Consider the following 13,606-nt stretch of genomic DNA (forward strand, 5'->3'; position numbering starts at 1 on the left):
CTTCCGCGACTGCGATGAATCGGTCGTCGGTGAGCTGGGTCATGTAGTCGCGCCAGCCGCAGACGAAGGTGTAGGTGAGTTCGCGTTTCATGGGTGCGCCTCCGGGTTGTTGGGGGTGGTCTTTGAGAGCCGGGGTGGCGCGGCCACAGCGCCACCCCGGTCGGTGGGTGTTCAGTTGCTGCGGGGCATTTGGGTGGGGATGCGTCCGCCGGTGAGGTACTGCTCTACGAGGTGGGCGGCTTCGTCGGCGCTGAGGCCGAGAGTGTTGCCGTGGGCGTCGGCGCCGCCGGTGAACAGGGCGTGCCCGTGGTAGAGCTGGTGGGGCTGGCGGTGGAGGGCGTAGAGGCGGGTGGCGCCGAAGTTGGGGGCTTGGGTGTAGACGCCTTCGTCGTCGATCCACATGGTGAGGCGTTCGGTGATCTGGACGGCGTCGTAGGTGTCGCAGTCGCAGGCGGCGTACAGGACTTTCTGGTGGTTGTCTGCGGGCCAGTCGAGGAGGCGGAACTGGCCGTCAGTGCGGACGAGCAGGGCGAAACCGGTGGTGGTGCGGGTGCTGGGCATGGTTCTCCTTGGAAGTTGGGGTGTTGGTCTTTGGTGTTGGGGTCCTGGCCACAGGACCAACCAACGAGAAAAGCATATCCCATATAGATCCCGATCGCGAAGATTTCAGGATCTTTCCGGGCGTGTTTTCCCATTTCAGAGGCTGTGTCACGGGCCGGTGGGGGCGCAGCGTGGGGCGTGTCGGGGCTCCTCGACGCGACGCGTCGAGGGCAAGGAGGGCGGCAGCGCGGAGCGAAGGAGCGGGGCGCGGAGCGGCCCGCGAGTGTCTGCCGTCCTCCGCAGCGCGTGAGAGCGCGGAGCGCTCGGTCCGTCCGGGCGCGGAGCGGCCGGACGGCACGCGGCCAGGCCGGTGCAGCGCGGAGCGCTGCGCCTGCCGTCCGGCCCGGCCCGCGCTGCGCCCCCACCGGCACGGGAAAGGGCTTTGCTGCGCGCTGTACGGTCTGCTGGCGGGCGACGGCGGTGCGCCCGGTGCTGCGCCCCGGCGTTCACTGGTGCTGGGCGTGCGTCGGCCCGCTGGTTACGAGGAGACCAGTGGGCCGAAGCGCGCTGCGGTGGCACGCGGGCCAGGTCGTGGGCGGGTAGTTCAAGGTGGCTATCAGGCGGCCGGCGCCTCGGGTGGTGCGTGGGAGGCCAGGGAGCGGACGAGGTCCAGGGCGTATTCGCCCCAGGTGGCACGCATGTCGAAGTACGCCTCGTACTGCTCCGGGTCGAGGTCGGCAGAGCGCGGGTCCTGGTCCTCATCTGCGGGCAGGCGGTAGGCGTCGACGCGAGTGTCGTATGTGGCGATGAAGTCGGCTGCCTGCGCGGCCAGTTCGTTGTAGGCGTGCAGCCGTAGGGCGGGGTCTGCGTGCTGCGCGCCGGTCTCGGCTGCGATCTGTGTGGCGAATGCCCGGAGTTGACCGGGGGTTCCGGTGATGGCCGAGGCAGCTGCTGCCGGGTCCCCGATGATCAGTGCGTGCGTGCCGGTCGGCATGTCTTCGCCGAGTTCGTTCGCTGCGCCGGAGGTGATCATGCGCAGCGGGGTGGCTTCGGCGTGGGTGACTTCGTAGCGGGCGCTCACCGCAGTTCCTCCTGGAGGTGGCTGTTGGGCGTGCGGAGGTGGGCCGGGTCGAGGCCGACGGGGAGGTGTTCTTCGCGGTCGTCGGTGACGGTGACGCCTGTGGCCCAGGAGGTGGGCTTGTGGTGTCGGTGCACGGCGAGGGCGCGGCGTGCGGCGTTGATGTGGTTGTCGGCGTCTTCTACGTCGATGGTCCAGGTGATGGAGTGGTGCGGCATGGGGCGTCGCTCCTTTGTGCGGGGCGGGGCGGGCGGTGACCCGCCCCGGCCCGGTCCCTACTTCTTGAGGGCGTGTTGGTCAGGTGGCGAGGGCGGTGGCACGGGCCCTGGAAGCCGGGCAGGGGCCCAGGAGGCGTGTAAGGAGGGCGTGGAGGCTGTCCTCGTCATGGCGGCGCCGGGCGGTCGCGCACGCGGCCAGGAGTGGCTTGGCGGTCTGTGGGGTCGTGGGGTGCTGTTCGGCGCAGGGGCAGGCCGGGGTGGGCGCCGGTGTGATGTGGGCGAGGCGGTCGGGGTGTTCCTTGATGGGCAGGCATCCGTCGTGGCGGCACAGCGGGCGGGGGGTGTTGTCGCCGTTGCGGCCGCGCAGGTGCGACCAGAAGCGGGCGCCGGTCCATGGCAGGAGGTCCTGGCTGGCGCGGGCGTCGCTGCACACCAGGCAGCGCAGGAGCCAGCGGTTGTCGGCGCCGGGGTACCCGGCCACCGGCTGCCAGGCCAGTTCGTTGAGGCGTGCCAGGGCGGTGGCGGCGTTGACGATGGTGCGTGTCGTGGCGGCCAGGCCGGGGTCGAGCAGGTGCGCGTACGGGCTGGTGCGTGCGGAGGTGGTCGGCGTGGCGTCCGGGCTGGGCTGGCTGGTGGTGCTGAGGTCGGCCAGCTGCTGGGCGGCGGTGTGCCGGTCGGGGTGCCGGTGGGGCAGGGTCAGGCCGGTGGCGGTGGTGGCGTGCCAGATGCCGTGCCAGCGTGCGACGTGACCGGTCAGCGTGCCGTTGACGGTGACGGAGTAGCGGCCGCGTTCGTCGACGTCGCCCAACTCGTAGCGAGGCGGCGTCTGTTCTCCGTCCTGGAGCGTGAGGGCGGAGGTTGGGGTGTGAGCAGGCGTGATGGTGCCAGACATGGTGGTGCCTTCGGTTCAGGTGATGGTCTTTGGCCCGGGGCCGGGGGAGGCCACTCCCCCGGCCCCGGGGTGGTGGTGAGGAGCCGCCGCTCTGTCGGCGGGCTGCTGGCTCAGGACGAGGGAGCCGTTTCGGTACTTTCGTCGGTGGTGCAGTGCGGGCACTGGTGGTGGGCGTCGCCGCACGTGTCGTACTGGGCGTGCTCGCTGAGTACCGCCTCGGCCGTGCTCGTGTAGCCGTAGGCTCCGGTCAGCCGGGCCAGGGTTTCAGCTTCCTGACAGCTGAGGGTGCACTCGTAGTGCGGCACCAGTTCGTACGCCAGGCCCGAGCCGACCCAGGTGGCAACGAAGTCGTCGCACGCCTGGGCGAGTTCGCGTAGCTGGGACAGGCTGGCCTGCATCTGGTCGATGAGCTGGACTGCGCGGCCTTCGTCGGCCTGCTTCTTCTCGCTCATGCCGTCGTCTCCTGGTGCTCCGCGACCCAGGCATCCGACAGCCTCTGGTCGGCAACGGTTCCCACTTCGCTTTCGATCACGTCGTTGTAATCCGACCAGCACGCGTCCAGGTGGGCCAGCAGAGCTGCGTCGTCGACGGTGGCGGAAGCCGGGACGGTGAGGGTGAGGGTCGCCTGGTAGACGACTTCCTCGGTCACCTCGACCGTGGCGCGTACCTCGACGTCCACGTCGGGCACGGGAATCTCGTCCGGGCGCAGGCCGTCGACCGGGCGGACCGGGAGGATCGAGTCGTGGGCGAGGGGGGTGGGCCCGTCGATGGACCCGTCGAGCAGGACCGAGATCCAGCCTTCGGCATCGCTGGCAGGGTGGGCCTCCAGGACGACGACGAAGGCACCGGCCAGGACGTTGATCTGGTCTCCGGGCTTCAGTTCGCGGGCGTAGCGGCAGGTCTCGCCCTCGAAGTGGTAGTCGGGGCGGTGGGTGCAGATTTTGGACACAGGTGTCCCCTTCACGGAGGTGTGGATTGGTCTTTGGTGTCGGGGTCGGCCACGAACCCGAACAAGACAAGGATATCCCAATCAATTCACTTCATGGGGTGTTTCGCGGTATGTCGAAGCACTAATTTCCGCAGCTCAGACGGGGTTTGTGGGTGGGTGAGGGCGCGCGGCGACCGGGCCTCCGGGGCCCTCTCTTTCGCGTGTGCGTGGAAGAGAGGCAAGGGGACCGGCGGCGCGGAGCGCGGGCCTGGAACGCGGAGCGTTGTAGGCCTTTCCGCCGGTGCCCGCAGCGCGTGAGGGCGCGGAGCGTCCGTGCCGACCGGCGCGGAGCGCTGGGCGGACACGCGGCCAGGTGGCGGGCGGCGCGGAGCGGCGCCCGCCACCGTCCGGCGGCGCGGCCGCCGCGCGCCCTCACCCACCCCACTGCTGCGCCCATCCGTCTTCCGCGGTCACCGATGCGCTCGCCCCGCCGCAGACGCAGAGCGGCGGGGCTGATGTGACGCCCACCAGCCCCGCAGTGTTGCCGTCAGCTCTGCCCGGACACCCGCTTGAATGCGTCCTCGAAGTGGTCCAGCGTCACGTCATCGACCTGGTCGAAGAATGCCTGGCGGTGGCGCGTGAGTTCGTGCGCGGGTCCGACATGATCGAACGTGGGGGGCTGTCCCTGCTTCTGGCGGGTTGAACGGAGGCGCATGAGGATCGCTGTCGGGCGGTCTGTGGTGACCAGATCCGTCTCGGAGAGACTGCTGCTGGTGGCCTTGTTGTAAAGCCACAGGTAGTCCTTGACGGTGAAGAGGTCTTCGATATCAGCGGTCTCCGGCATGCCTTCCATCTGCCCGATGACCGTGATGTGGTCCTTGCTGATCCCTACGGTTTCCGCGGCGCTGTAGACCTTGGAGGAGACCTTGGCCGTCTCGGCGCCGTCGAGCAGGGCGCGTGCGTCGAGGCGCCGGCCCATCACGGCGATGAAGGCGGGCATGTTACCGATGCCCCCGACCGGGATGATGGACAGCCGGGGGTCCAGACCGCTGCGTCCCTTGCTGATGAGGTAGTCCGACATCCGCATCAGGAAGACGAAGTCGCTGCTGCCTTCCACAGCCAGGAGCGGGCCGGAGCCCAGGAACAGGTGCTGGGAGACGGAGTACCCGAGCGCGGCCTCGATCGGCAGGATCGTCTTTGGATCCGCGGACAGGCTCACCGGGGTGATGACTACGCCCAGGGCCGGGTTTTCGCGCGTGGCCTGGTCGTGGACAGCGCGCATGGACTCGTACCGGGTGGGGTCGATCATGTGCTGGGAGTGAGTGGTGTACAGGACCTGCTGGTGGGGGCCGAGCTCGTCGAAGACGTAGCGCAGGAAGTCGCCTTGGGCTTCGCCGTGGAGGCTGGTGCCGGGTTCGTCGAGGAGGACGACCACGCGCTCGTCCTGGTCGGCGTAGGCGCTGAACGCGGCGAGGAAGGAGAAGAACCACTGGAAGCCGGTGGACCGGGTCGAGAAGTTGGTCACCACCCCGCCGTGCCGGTCGTCCCGCAGCTGGATCTTCAGCATGCGGTGGTGGACCTCCGGCTGTCCTTCGGGGACCGGGATGCGGATCAGGTCCGTGTCGAAGTCGACGGTGAGCGCGTTGTTCTGCTTCCAGTACCGAAAGACCTGGTCGCTCAGCGAGAGGCTGGCGGCTTGGAGTTCGGCCTTGCGGCTGTCGTAGTCCTCGTCGAGGAAGTCTTCCGGGCCTTCGCCTGCCAGGCGCAGGAGCGAGATCATGGTCTCGTCGCCCTTCTGCCAGTACTTCGCTCTCGCGCGCTCCGTGAGCGTGTGCAGGTCGCACTCGCCAGGCAGGAGCTCGTAGGTGGAGAAGTAGAAGAACTTCGGGAGCAGCTCCGCCAGCGCGTCCCGGTCGGCGTCGTCGAGGGTGTCTTCGACGTAGATCCGGTACTTGCCCAGTTCTGCGCCGGCCTTGGTCAGTGCCTTGGCACGGGCCGTCTTCTTCTCTTCGCTCACGGTCTTGGACCGTGCTTTCGCCGCTGCGATCGTGTCCGCCAGGGTGGCGTGCCCTTGCAGGACCTGGCGGTCTTCCTGATGGTCCACGTCCAGATCGTCCAGGACATGCCGCAGCACGTCGTCGAGCGAGCAGCACAACTGCACCTTGAAGCTGTTGTCGTACCGGCGCTGCGCTTTGATCACGGTGCCCTCAGGGGGCCGAATGCCGAACTGCCCTTGCAGGTCGTCGAAGTCGTGATCTTCCAGCGAGAACGTGGCGCTCACCGGGGCGATTGTCGTCAGGTTCTTGCGCTTGCGGTCCGGGGCGAGGTGCCGGCGCGGGTAGTCGGTGGTGAGGTGGAAGTCTGGGTCTACGCTGTTCGCCGGGTTCAGCCGGTGCAGGGCCTTCAGGATTGTCGTCTTGCCCGACTCGTTCTTGCCGATCAGAGCTGTCACCTCGGGATCGACCGCCATGGTCTGCGCATCCGTGATGTTGCGGAACGACTTGATCTCTACTTCCGTGACCAGCATGGCACTCCCTCCCAAGGGCGACGTTGCCCCTGCTCCACCAGCGTCGACGCCCGAAGGCGGCGGTGCAGCACCAATATGGTGTGATCACCAGTATGAATCCGGACACCGCCTGATGCGCCTGGTTTTCGTGAGTCTGATGCGGCGCGCGCAGCGTGCGGGCGGGTACGTCAATTCGGAGATCCGCGAATGCCACTCGTCTGTGCGGCTGTCGAGTCTCTTGATGCTCCCAGCATCGTTGAGAACAGCAGCGGGTCTCATCCCGCCCAGGGGATGGGCTGGCGTCTGTTGAAGGCAGGTGACGATGGGCAAGGGCAAGCGGCTGCGCACGGGCAGTCCTGCATCGCGTCCGCAACGTATGGTCGTGGTCGTGGACGACATGGAGGTCGGCCAGCAGTACGGAATGATGACCTGGCGGATGGGGCACCAGGACCGGCCGCCGCTGACCGCGGCGTTGCCGTGTGAGGCAATGGATGACTTTCTGCCCAAACTGCACGAAGCGTCTCTGCATGCCGAGGAGTCCTACTGGGAGCTGCTCCCCTGGCTGCGGACTCAGACGTCTACCCCGGACGACAACGAGGCCTTCGCCGCGGCCAAGGAACAGTGGCTCCTCGCCCAGGACTGGGAGACGACGGTCTCCGTCGGGCTCGCCGGTGAGAACCTCCCTTTGTTCCTCGTATCGAACTTCGCTCACGTGGGCGTCGTCTTAGGGCCGCCCTTCACAGCAAAACCGTCTCTCGCCGTTCTGGACCCCCTCCAGATCCGGCGCCTGAACCGGTCCTTCACCTCCGCGACAGCGCAGGGCCTTCGGGAGATCGCCGCAAACCCACCCACTCCAGCAGGACAGCGCGCGGCACGAGCACTGCGCTTCCTGCGCGAGCAGCCCTGGCCAGTTCGCGGATTCATCCCGCCCTCCCGCACGCAAGCCGAACACGAGGCGCTCTCCAGGCACCGTGCGTTTCTGTCCCGCTCGCCCTACCTTCTGCCCGAGGAAAACACCGCCTCAGGACTCAGAAGCAGCTCAAAGAGCGCCGACAGCACGAAGGAGTAGATCCGGCCCCAACCATCCCCCGCCCAGCTGCGCCCGTGCTCAGGCGGCGGCTGAACCTCAGCCGCCGCACGTCATAGACGCACCGCGACCTCCTCAAGGCCACGCCCTTCCCCCTGAAACGGTGAGGCCCGGCCGACCCTGTACGTGCGAGCTGTCGAAGGAGCAGGCTCTTTCCAGTTGGTCAGTTGTCGGTGTTCCATCCGGTCAGCTCAGCGCGGTATTCGGAGGTGAGCCGCGCCAGTCGGATATCGCCTTCTGCTGTCAGGACGTGCGGCTCGCTGGCTCCCATATCGGCGAGCAGATCGCTGACCAGTCCGTAAGCTGTGATTACTGCTTCGGTCTTGTCCGTCGCCAGGGCTGCCAGGTCAGCCGTCAAGCGTGCCGGAACTGTCGGAACCGGGCTGACCGGGCCACGGTTGAAACCTTCATCGATTACCGACAGTCGCAGCGGTACGTTGTTCCCCTGAGAGTGGTGCAGAGCGGCGGAAAGCATGAGATCGCCTATCGCACCGGTCTCTGTGGCCCATGCGGCGGCGGCCTGGACGAGGGCGACCAGGCTCAGTTCGAGATCTCGCTGATGCAGCAGGAGGGGCTCCGTGGGTGCGTGCCGATCTGGACTTGTGCCGACCGCGACCGCCGCGAAGAAGGATCCGTCCTGGTGGAGTTGGCCGGTCGGATCGCCTTCGAATCGAACCTGCCGTCGGCCAGTGAGCACGGGCAGGTCAGGGCACATGACTGTAGTGATACCGCCGCACGCCAGAGCGTAGAAGCGCTGAAACGCAGCGTCCCGCTCTGCTCGGTTGGTCAACGGAAGATTGCCGCGGACGCTCGGCACGGCGGTCAGGGAGACCCAGGTCGAGTACCACTCCGTTCTCTGCGCGTCCAGCCCGCTCACAAAGGTGCCCAGGCGCTTGATGCCCTCGGTCTCGATATCACCGACGTGGCTGACGTCGTCGGCGGCGGTTTGGAAGCGGTCCCTGTAGCGCTGTGCAATTTCGGATTCGCTCAGCGTGCGGGTCGTGGTCCCGTGGCGCACGTGTACGCGGAAGTGGAAGTCGTTGCCCGGCTGAGCGACCGCGTGCGGGGCTAGCGGACTGGCCTGCACTGTGATCACGACGTAGACCCTGCCCGGTTGTTCGGCTGACTGCACAAACCGGATACCCACATGGGGCACGATCGGCTGGAGCCACGTCGCCAGGACTGAGCGCATCCACTCTTCCCCACGTGTTGACGGCAGCTCGATTGGCGCCAAGGCGTGGGCGTGGTCTTTCTTGCCGTCGTCGACGCCGATGACCACGACGCCACCAACGGTGTTGGCCATCGCGCTGACGTCCTTGGCCAGTTCCTTCTTGGCTGCGTCCCCGCCCTCGTAGAAGTCCTTCTTCCAGTCGAGGTCGGCGCCCTCGGGCACTTGCTCTTCGACGGCCCGCCGCAGATCCGCCTCGGTGAGATCGTCAGGATGCCTGTCGAAGACAGCAGTCAGTCGCGCCGGCAGGGCCATCGTCGCTCCAGGTGGTCACACGTACATCGTCTGCACACGCTAGCTCCGTCGGGGCATCAGCACCCCAGGATTTCCAGCGGGCACGCTCCAGAACCGCTGGCTGTCATCTGCACCGGCGCCGGCAGGTGGTGACGAGCGGCTGCTCAGGCCCGTGCTGCCGATTCGTGTTCGGTTCGGACCCTGGTGACGCGCTGCTCGATCGCGGCGAACACCTCCGTCTCGGCCCGCAGGCTGGGGTAGTCGAACTGGTCGTAGCGCACTTCAAGAGCCGCGGTTCCACCACCGCCCTTCAGGAACATCCGCCCTACGTGCTTGTCGGGGACGAGCACGCGGTGGCGGTCGGGCTCCAGCGGCAGACCGTCCGTGGGGTCGGTCAGGGCGTCGACGAACTCCTGAAGGAGAAACCCGTCGCTCCTGAGGAAGTCGAGCTTGAGCACCCAGGTGTCGCCGGACCAGCCGCGATAGCCCGTCACAACTTGCGGCACGGTCACGGTGTGCAGCAGGCCCACGCGGCGCAGCAACCCGCTGGCCAGCCAGGACGCCTTGCGGATGGACGGCATCAGGATGAGGGGCTGCAGGTCGGCTTCCCAGCGCTGCTCGGCGGCCGTCCAGTCCTTGCTGGTCCAGGTCGCTTCCCAGCCCAGCTCGTTCAGTCTCTGTCGGAGTGTGCGTTCGGCGTTGGCGAAGGCCCCGGCGGAGCAGCCCGTGAGCCAGATGCTGGTCTCGGCGCCCAAGCGGTGCAGTTCCAGTCCCGCCTCGGTACGCCGGCGAATACGCAATCCGCTCACACCGTGCACCTGGCGGTCCGGTTCCCAGCAGGGCAGCAGCCCGGTGAGGAGATCCTCGGCGCGCTTCCTGCTCTCCAGTCGCAGGCGGATGCCGTCGGGTGAGGGCACTACCGAGACGAGGCCGAGGGGGTACTGGGTGAACGCCCGGTGGGTCTCCAGCACCCAGTGCAACAGCTCGGTTTCCAGTAGTCGCTGCGCGCGCTTCGCCGCAGGGATGAGCGGCGCGCCGGGAGTGAGGAGAGCGACGGCCTCGGTGGCCGCCTGGCGTCCAGTCCCGGTGTAGCGCTGATAGGCGCACACGCGGCGGGAGAAAGGGCTATCGGACATGCACAACACCTTCCGACGCGCTCCGTCGGCCCGCGGAACGTAAGGAAAGAGGTGCTGCTCACAGTGATTGCATCAAAGTCGCAGGTGCGGTCGAGGCCGTGCCACTTCTCCCCCGCCTTGAGTCCTACTGGGCCGAGAACCCGCCGGGAAACGGTAGACCGCTACCGCTTCGCAGAAGCTAACGGCTCCTTCCCCAAGCTTCCCCGCGCCACGCCGATGGCGTCCAACTGCGCTGACTATGCGGGAGGACGAGACGTCCCGCGCCGCCCGTCGTAGATCGCGTCGAGCACGTCCGGCGCCGCCGGCTGCCGGTCGCGGCTCAGGTACCGGATGCCGTCCTGCTCCGGCGGCCGGCCCGTGTCACGGCCGAGCGGGTGACGCCGGCTGACCGCTGTGCGCCAGCCCCACCGTTCGTCCCACACCAGCGCCGGCACCGGCGCGCTGGCGTTCAGGACCAGTGCCGCGGCCACGACGTCGTCGGCAGGCTGCACCACCGCTACCTCGTGCCGCTCGGCCAGGCCCTCGTCGGCGAGCGCGTCGGCCACGCTTTGGACGTACGCCCGCAGGCTGCGGGCATGCAGCTCGGCGTGCGCCCGTGCCACGGCCGCCCGCTGCGCCACGGGCGGGTAGCCCAGAGCGTCCGCTGCTTGCTCTGGGGACAGCCCACTCTCTGCCTCGATCAGGTCGGCGATGCGCGCCCCACGCAGGCGAGGCAGAACGCGGGCGGCGGTGGAGTAGGCGATGCCCAGCTCCTCCTGCAGGAACGCGAGGGTCACCGCCGGGTCGGCGTCCAGGAGTTCACCGACGCGGTCCTCGAGCTGGTCGCGGGGCACCATGTCGCCACTGCCCTTGGGCCGGTGCCCGCCGGGACCAGCCGGCTCCTCGCGAAATGCCCGCAGGACACGGCGGGGGCAGTGCTCAACCCCTTTGACCTTCACCAGGTGCGGCGCCAGCCGGGGATCACGCTTGTAACTGTTCCAGGTACTCGGGGTCACCCCGAGCAGCTCTGCGGCCTCGATCCGCTCCAGCAGGTCCTCGTCATCATCAGTCTGCGGCAGCGCCGGGACCGTCCTTCCGGCCAGGAAGGCGGCTGTCTGTTCGCGGTCCCACAGCAGAGTCTTCGCGCCGGCCGGACTGATTGGCGACGGGAAGCCGTCCGCAGTGAACGGCTTGCGGTTACGGAATGTCCCTAGCGCCATGCTCATGGCCTGCGCCAGGTCGGCGCTGTTCTGGACCTTGTCACGCCGTCCCGCGCGGATCATCACTCACCCCTGGTCATGTCGGCGCCGCACAGCAAAGGAGGTAGGAAGAGTCGTCGATGCGGCCGGCGCCTGCCGCTATCGAAAGAAGACTACGCGACTTACATCACAAGCGGCAAGGATGTGCGCCCGGCTCGCTCCCCGCCACTACACTCGAAGACATCGCGCCCCTGAGGCAGAAACTCCTTCAGGTGTGTGGTCTTTGGAGGCCGGCGCCCTGGCCACCCCGCCCCGGCGGGATTGGGCGCCGGCCATTAACGCTTCTGGCGTTCCCCGCGCTCCGCGGCAAATCCGCGCAAATGCAGACCCGCAGTCGGTCGCTGCCTCCTCGCCTGCGTTGCCGCATAGATGGGCGAGCTGCCTGGGACCGAGCGGCGCTCCGTACGGCAGCCGGCGCTGGCCTCAGCCTCACCCGTGCAGGCGATACGGATGGTGTCCGGCCACGTGACGCTGCCCCGCAGCGCTATCGTCCCAGACGGCTAGACGCGTACTGCCGCTCACTGCTGCCCTGTACCACGCCTATCGCGGGGCACCTGGTGGTCAAGGTCCTCCGGGGCCCGCGCTTCAACTTCTGGACCGGGCTCGGCTGTTCACCGGGGCGGAGAGGCGTGGATCTGGCCCCAGGAAAGGGACACGATGCCCAAAAAGCAGTCCACCTCTGCCCGACGTGCCCGCGAGGACGCCATCAACGGCGCCAAGTACACCGCGGCCCTTCGAGAGCGCACAGCGATGAGCACCACCACCCCCGCAGCAACGGCGGCCCCACAGGAGCTCCCCGAACCGCTGCGCCGGGCGATCCAGTCCATGACCGCCGAAGCCGTCATGAACTGCGCGGACGTCCTGCGCTACACCGAACCGAGCCGCGCACGCGACTGGAAGCGCATGACTCTCTACCGGGCCACCGACGCCGCGGACGCGATGAACGCCCTCTCCCTGCTTATCGCCGCGTACTGCCAGCGCACCGGAACCAGCCCTCGCCAGCTCGACCGGTACCTGCAGGCCTCCTATCAGCACGACCGCACACCTGGCCCGACCGAGAAGCACCGAGCCCAAGTGGCTGCCCTGCTCGGGAGGACGTGCCTGAAGACCTCGACGGAGGCCTGGCCTCCTTCTTGCGCATCGCGCACGCCGACAGCTCTGATGCACACCGGGACGAGGACACTGACGTCGAGCGGGTGTGGACCGCGGCCTGCCTGCACGGGCTGCATGCCCGGCTGTGCGACGACGTCGACGCACTCGACAGCTACCTGCCGCCGCGCATCGCAGCACTGGCCAAGAAGGTCGCCCAGGTTCTGGAGAATTCCGAGCCGGACCTCGTCGGCGAGTGACGAAGGTATCTGCGGGGCAGTGCCAGAGGCCCCTCCTTCTCTGGCATTGTCCCCCGCTGCTGTCAGTTGGCCAGGGGTGAGAGCCCGTCCAGGCCGGTCTCTCGCATGATCTGCTCGACGGTTTCCTCGAGGGCGCTGTCCGCGCCGATAACCGTCTCGAGGCCGCCGGGCAGCACATCCCGCTCCCGGTACCACTTCGTCAGGTCCGCCTCCGTGACATGGGCGAGATACCCCAGGTCCTGCTTTGAGGCGTGCCGTTCCAGCGTCTGTGCGTATGGGATGTCGAGGTAGTAGCAGCGAGAGACACCGCGATGGTCGGCCACCAGGCCGCGCAGCATGTCGCCATAGCGGTCCGCGTACATGATTCCTTCGACCACGGTGTGGTAGCCGGCGTCCAGGGCGTAGCGGGCGACGGTGTCGATCAGGCCGATGTTCTTGCCGCCGGGCAGGTCGCGCTCCCGCAGCACAATGCGGCGAAGGTTGTCCTGGGCGACCAGGGCCAGGCCGCGGCCGAACCGGTCTCGGATCGTGGCGGCTACCGAGGACTTGCCCGAAGCGCTGTTTCCGCGCACGACGACCAGTCGAGTCTGCTGCGTTCCCACCTTCATCCTCGGCACCCTAGCCGCGGGTACTGACACCCTGCCGAAGTGGCTCAACGCAGGCGTGCGGCGAGCGCTGCACCGTGTGTCGCTGTCCTGCGTCGGACAGAAATGCCTCTCGCACCGCTGGGTGTCATCTTTGCCCCGGGGTGCGTCGTCCTTCGGTCCTGGCCACGAAGCCGCTACTGGGTCAGAGGGGATCGGTGAACGAGATCGGCTTGCCGGTGGCGTGGGCGTACGCGATCTCCCTGCTCGTGGACTCGCCGATGTATCCGCCGGGGTTGACGATCAGGACCCGCTCAGCCAGGTCGATCTTGTGCAGATGCAGAGCGGCCAGCGCGGTCTTCTGCTCCTCGGTGACCGGCCCGTCCACTTCGCTCGGGGCGACGACGATGACGCCTGCAAGAGTCAGGGCGCGGTTCGCCGCGCGCATCTCTTCTACGAAGCGGGTGGAGCCACAGATGCAGACGATCTCAGGCCGGTCGGTCATGGCTCAGTCCTTCGACCCCGCGGTGTGCCGGGCTGGTCACTCTGTCGGGTTGCCCGGTCGGCCAGCACGCTGGCGTCGGGGAG

14 protein-coding genes are annotated in these 13,606 nt (G+C 67.9%); 2 read left to right on the top strand and 12 right to left on the bottom strand.

Annotated features, from left to right (window positions below):
• Positions 1-171: 171 nt before the first annotated feature.
• From C1N81_RS04125 to C1N81_RS04155, 7 genes are all read right to left on the bottom strand, one after another.
• On the bottom strand, positions 172-561 hold the full coding sequence (locus C1N81_RS04125) for a DUF3846 domain-containing protein (RefSeq protein ID WP_394426871.1): 390 nt from the start codon (positions 559-561) through the stop codon (positions 172-174).
• Positions 562-1,156: 595 nt separating this feature from the next.
• Positions 1,157-1,621, bottom strand: coding sequence for a hypothetical protein (locus C1N81_RS04130; RefSeq protein WP_394426872.1), 465 nt, complete (start codon positions 1,619-1,621; stop codon positions 1,157-1,159).
• Positions 1,618-1,836 (bottom strand): hypothetical protein, encoded by a 219-nt coding sequence (locus C1N81_RS04135; RefSeq protein ID WP_394426874.1) that lies wholly within the window; start codon positions 1,834-1,836, stop codon positions 1,618-1,620. Before C1N81_RS04135 ends, C1N81_RS04130 begins: the two co-directional genes overlap by 4 nt.
• 79 nt (positions 1,837-1,915) lie before the next feature.
• A complete protein-coding gene (locus tag C1N81_RS04140; protein ID WP_394426876.1) occupies positions 1,916-2,728 on the bottom strand; it encodes a hypothetical protein in 813 nt (270 codons plus the stop codon).
• Positions 2,729-2,838: 110 nt separating this feature from the next.
• Positions 2,839-3,180, bottom strand: coding sequence for a hypothetical protein (locus tag C1N81_RS04145; protein WP_394426878.1), 342 nt, complete (start codon positions 3,178-3,180; stop codon positions 2,839-2,841).
• Positions 3,177-3,677, bottom strand: a complete 501-nt coding sequence (locus C1N81_RS04150; RefSeq protein WP_394426880.1) for a hypothetical protein — start codon at positions 3,675-3,677, stop codon at positions 3,177-3,179. The genes C1N81_RS04145 and C1N81_RS04150 overlap by 4 nt, the downstream gene beginning before the upstream one ends.
• A 526-nt stretch (positions 3,678-4,203) precedes the next feature.
• Complete coding sequence (locus C1N81_RS04155; protein ID WP_394426882.1) at positions 4,204-6,183, bottom strand: AAA family ATPase; 1,980 nt, start codon at positions 6,181-6,183, stop codon at positions 4,204-4,206.
• 367 nt (positions 6,184-6,550) lie between these two features.
• Between C1N81_RS04155 and C1N81_RS04160 the strand changes: the two genes are divergently transcribed.
• Positions 6,551-7,231: a hypothetical protein gene (locus C1N81_RS04160; RefSeq protein ID WP_394426884.1), complete on the top strand. Its 681-nt coding sequence runs from the start codon at positions 6,551-6,553 to the stop codon at positions 7,229-7,231.
• A gap of 181 nt (positions 7,232-7,412) precedes the next feature.
• Here C1N81_RS04160 and C1N81_RS04165 read toward each other — a convergent pair whose 3' ends face one another.
• The 3 genes from C1N81_RS04165 to C1N81_RS04175 form a co-directional block, all read right to left on the bottom strand.
• Positions 7,413-8,732, bottom strand: coding sequence for an AlbA family DNA-binding domain-containing protein (locus C1N81_RS04165; protein WP_394426886.1), 1,320 nt, complete (start codon positions 8,730-8,732; stop codon positions 7,413-7,415).
• Between the two features lie 143 nt (positions 8,733-8,875).
• Positions 8,876-9,847: a hypothetical protein gene (locus C1N81_RS04170; RefSeq protein ID WP_394426888.1), complete on the bottom strand. Its 972-nt coding sequence runs from the start codon at positions 9,845-9,847 to the stop codon at positions 8,876-8,878.
• A 236-nt stretch (positions 9,848-10,083) separates the two neighbouring features.
• Positions 10,084-11,109, bottom strand: coding sequence for a hypothetical protein (locus C1N81_RS04175; RefSeq protein WP_394426890.1), 1,026 nt, complete (start codon positions 11,107-11,109; stop codon positions 10,084-10,086).
• A gap of 1,073 nt (positions 11,110-12,182) precedes the next feature.
• Here C1N81_RS04175 and C1N81_RS04180 point away from each other — a divergent pair.
• Positions 12,183-12,434, top strand: coding sequence for a hypothetical protein (locus tag C1N81_RS04180; protein ID WP_394426893.1), 252 nt, complete (start codon positions 12,183-12,185; stop codon positions 12,432-12,434).
• Positions 12,435-12,496: 62 nt separating this feature from the next.
• On the opposite strand, the gene C1N81_RS04185 is transcribed toward C1N81_RS04180, so the two are convergent.
• Both C1N81_RS04185 and C1N81_RS04190 read right to left on the bottom strand, forming a co-directional pair.
• Positions 12,497-13,042, bottom strand: coding sequence for an AAA family ATPase (locus C1N81_RS04185; protein ID WP_394426895.1), 546 nt, complete (start codon positions 13,040-13,042; stop codon positions 12,497-12,499).
• Positions 13,043-13,223: 181 nt separating this feature from the next.
• The gene (locus C1N81_RS04190) at positions 13,224-13,523 is read right to left on the bottom strand and encodes a hypothetical protein (RefSeq protein WP_394426897.1); all 300 of its coding nucleotides are present in this window, start codon (positions 13,521-13,523) and stop codon (positions 13,224-13,226) included.
• Positions 13,524-13,606 lie beyond the last annotated feature (83 nt).

The organism is Streptomyces sp. SGAir0957 (assembly GCF_043523415.1).

Coding starts and splice junctions, on each gene's coding strand:
- C1N81_RS04145 (WP_394426878.1), bottom strand. CDS start 3,180: ATGAGCGAGAAGAAGCAGGCCGACGAAGGCCGCGCAGTCCAGCTCATC.
- C1N81_RS04170 (WP_394426888.1), bottom strand. CDS start 9,847: ATGTCCGATAGCCCTTTCTCCCGCCGCGTGTGCGCCTATCAGCGCTAC.
- C1N81_RS04155 (WP_394426882.1), bottom strand. CDS start 6,183: ATGCTGGTCACGGAAGTAGAGATCAAGTCGTTCCGCAACATCACGGAT.
- C1N81_RS04175 (WP_394426890.1), bottom strand. CDS start 11,109: ATGATCCGCGCGGGACGGCGTGACAAGGTCCAGAACAGCGCCGACCTG.
- C1N81_RS04140 (WP_394426876.1), bottom strand. CDS start 2,728: ATGTCTGGCACCATCACGCCTGCTCACACCCCAACCTCCGCCCTCACG.
- C1N81_RS04125 (WP_394426871.1), bottom strand. CDS start 561: ATGCCCAGCACCCGCACCACCACCGGTTTCGCCCTGCTCGTCCGCACT.
- C1N81_RS04190 (WP_394426897.1), bottom strand. CDS start 13,523: ATGACCGACCGGCCTGAGATCGTCTGCATCTGTGGCTCCACCCGCTTC.
- C1N81_RS04135 (WP_394426874.1), bottom strand. CDS start 1,836: ATGCCGCACCACTCCATCACCTGGACCATCGACGTAGAAGACGCCGAC.
- C1N81_RS04165 (WP_394426886.1), bottom strand. CDS start 8,732: ATGGCCCTGCCGGCGCGACTGACTGCTGTCTTCGACAGGCATCCTGAC.
- C1N81_RS04185 (WP_394426895.1), bottom strand. CDS start 13,042: ATGAAGGTGGGAACGCAGCAGACTCGACTGGTCGTCGTGCGCGGAAAC.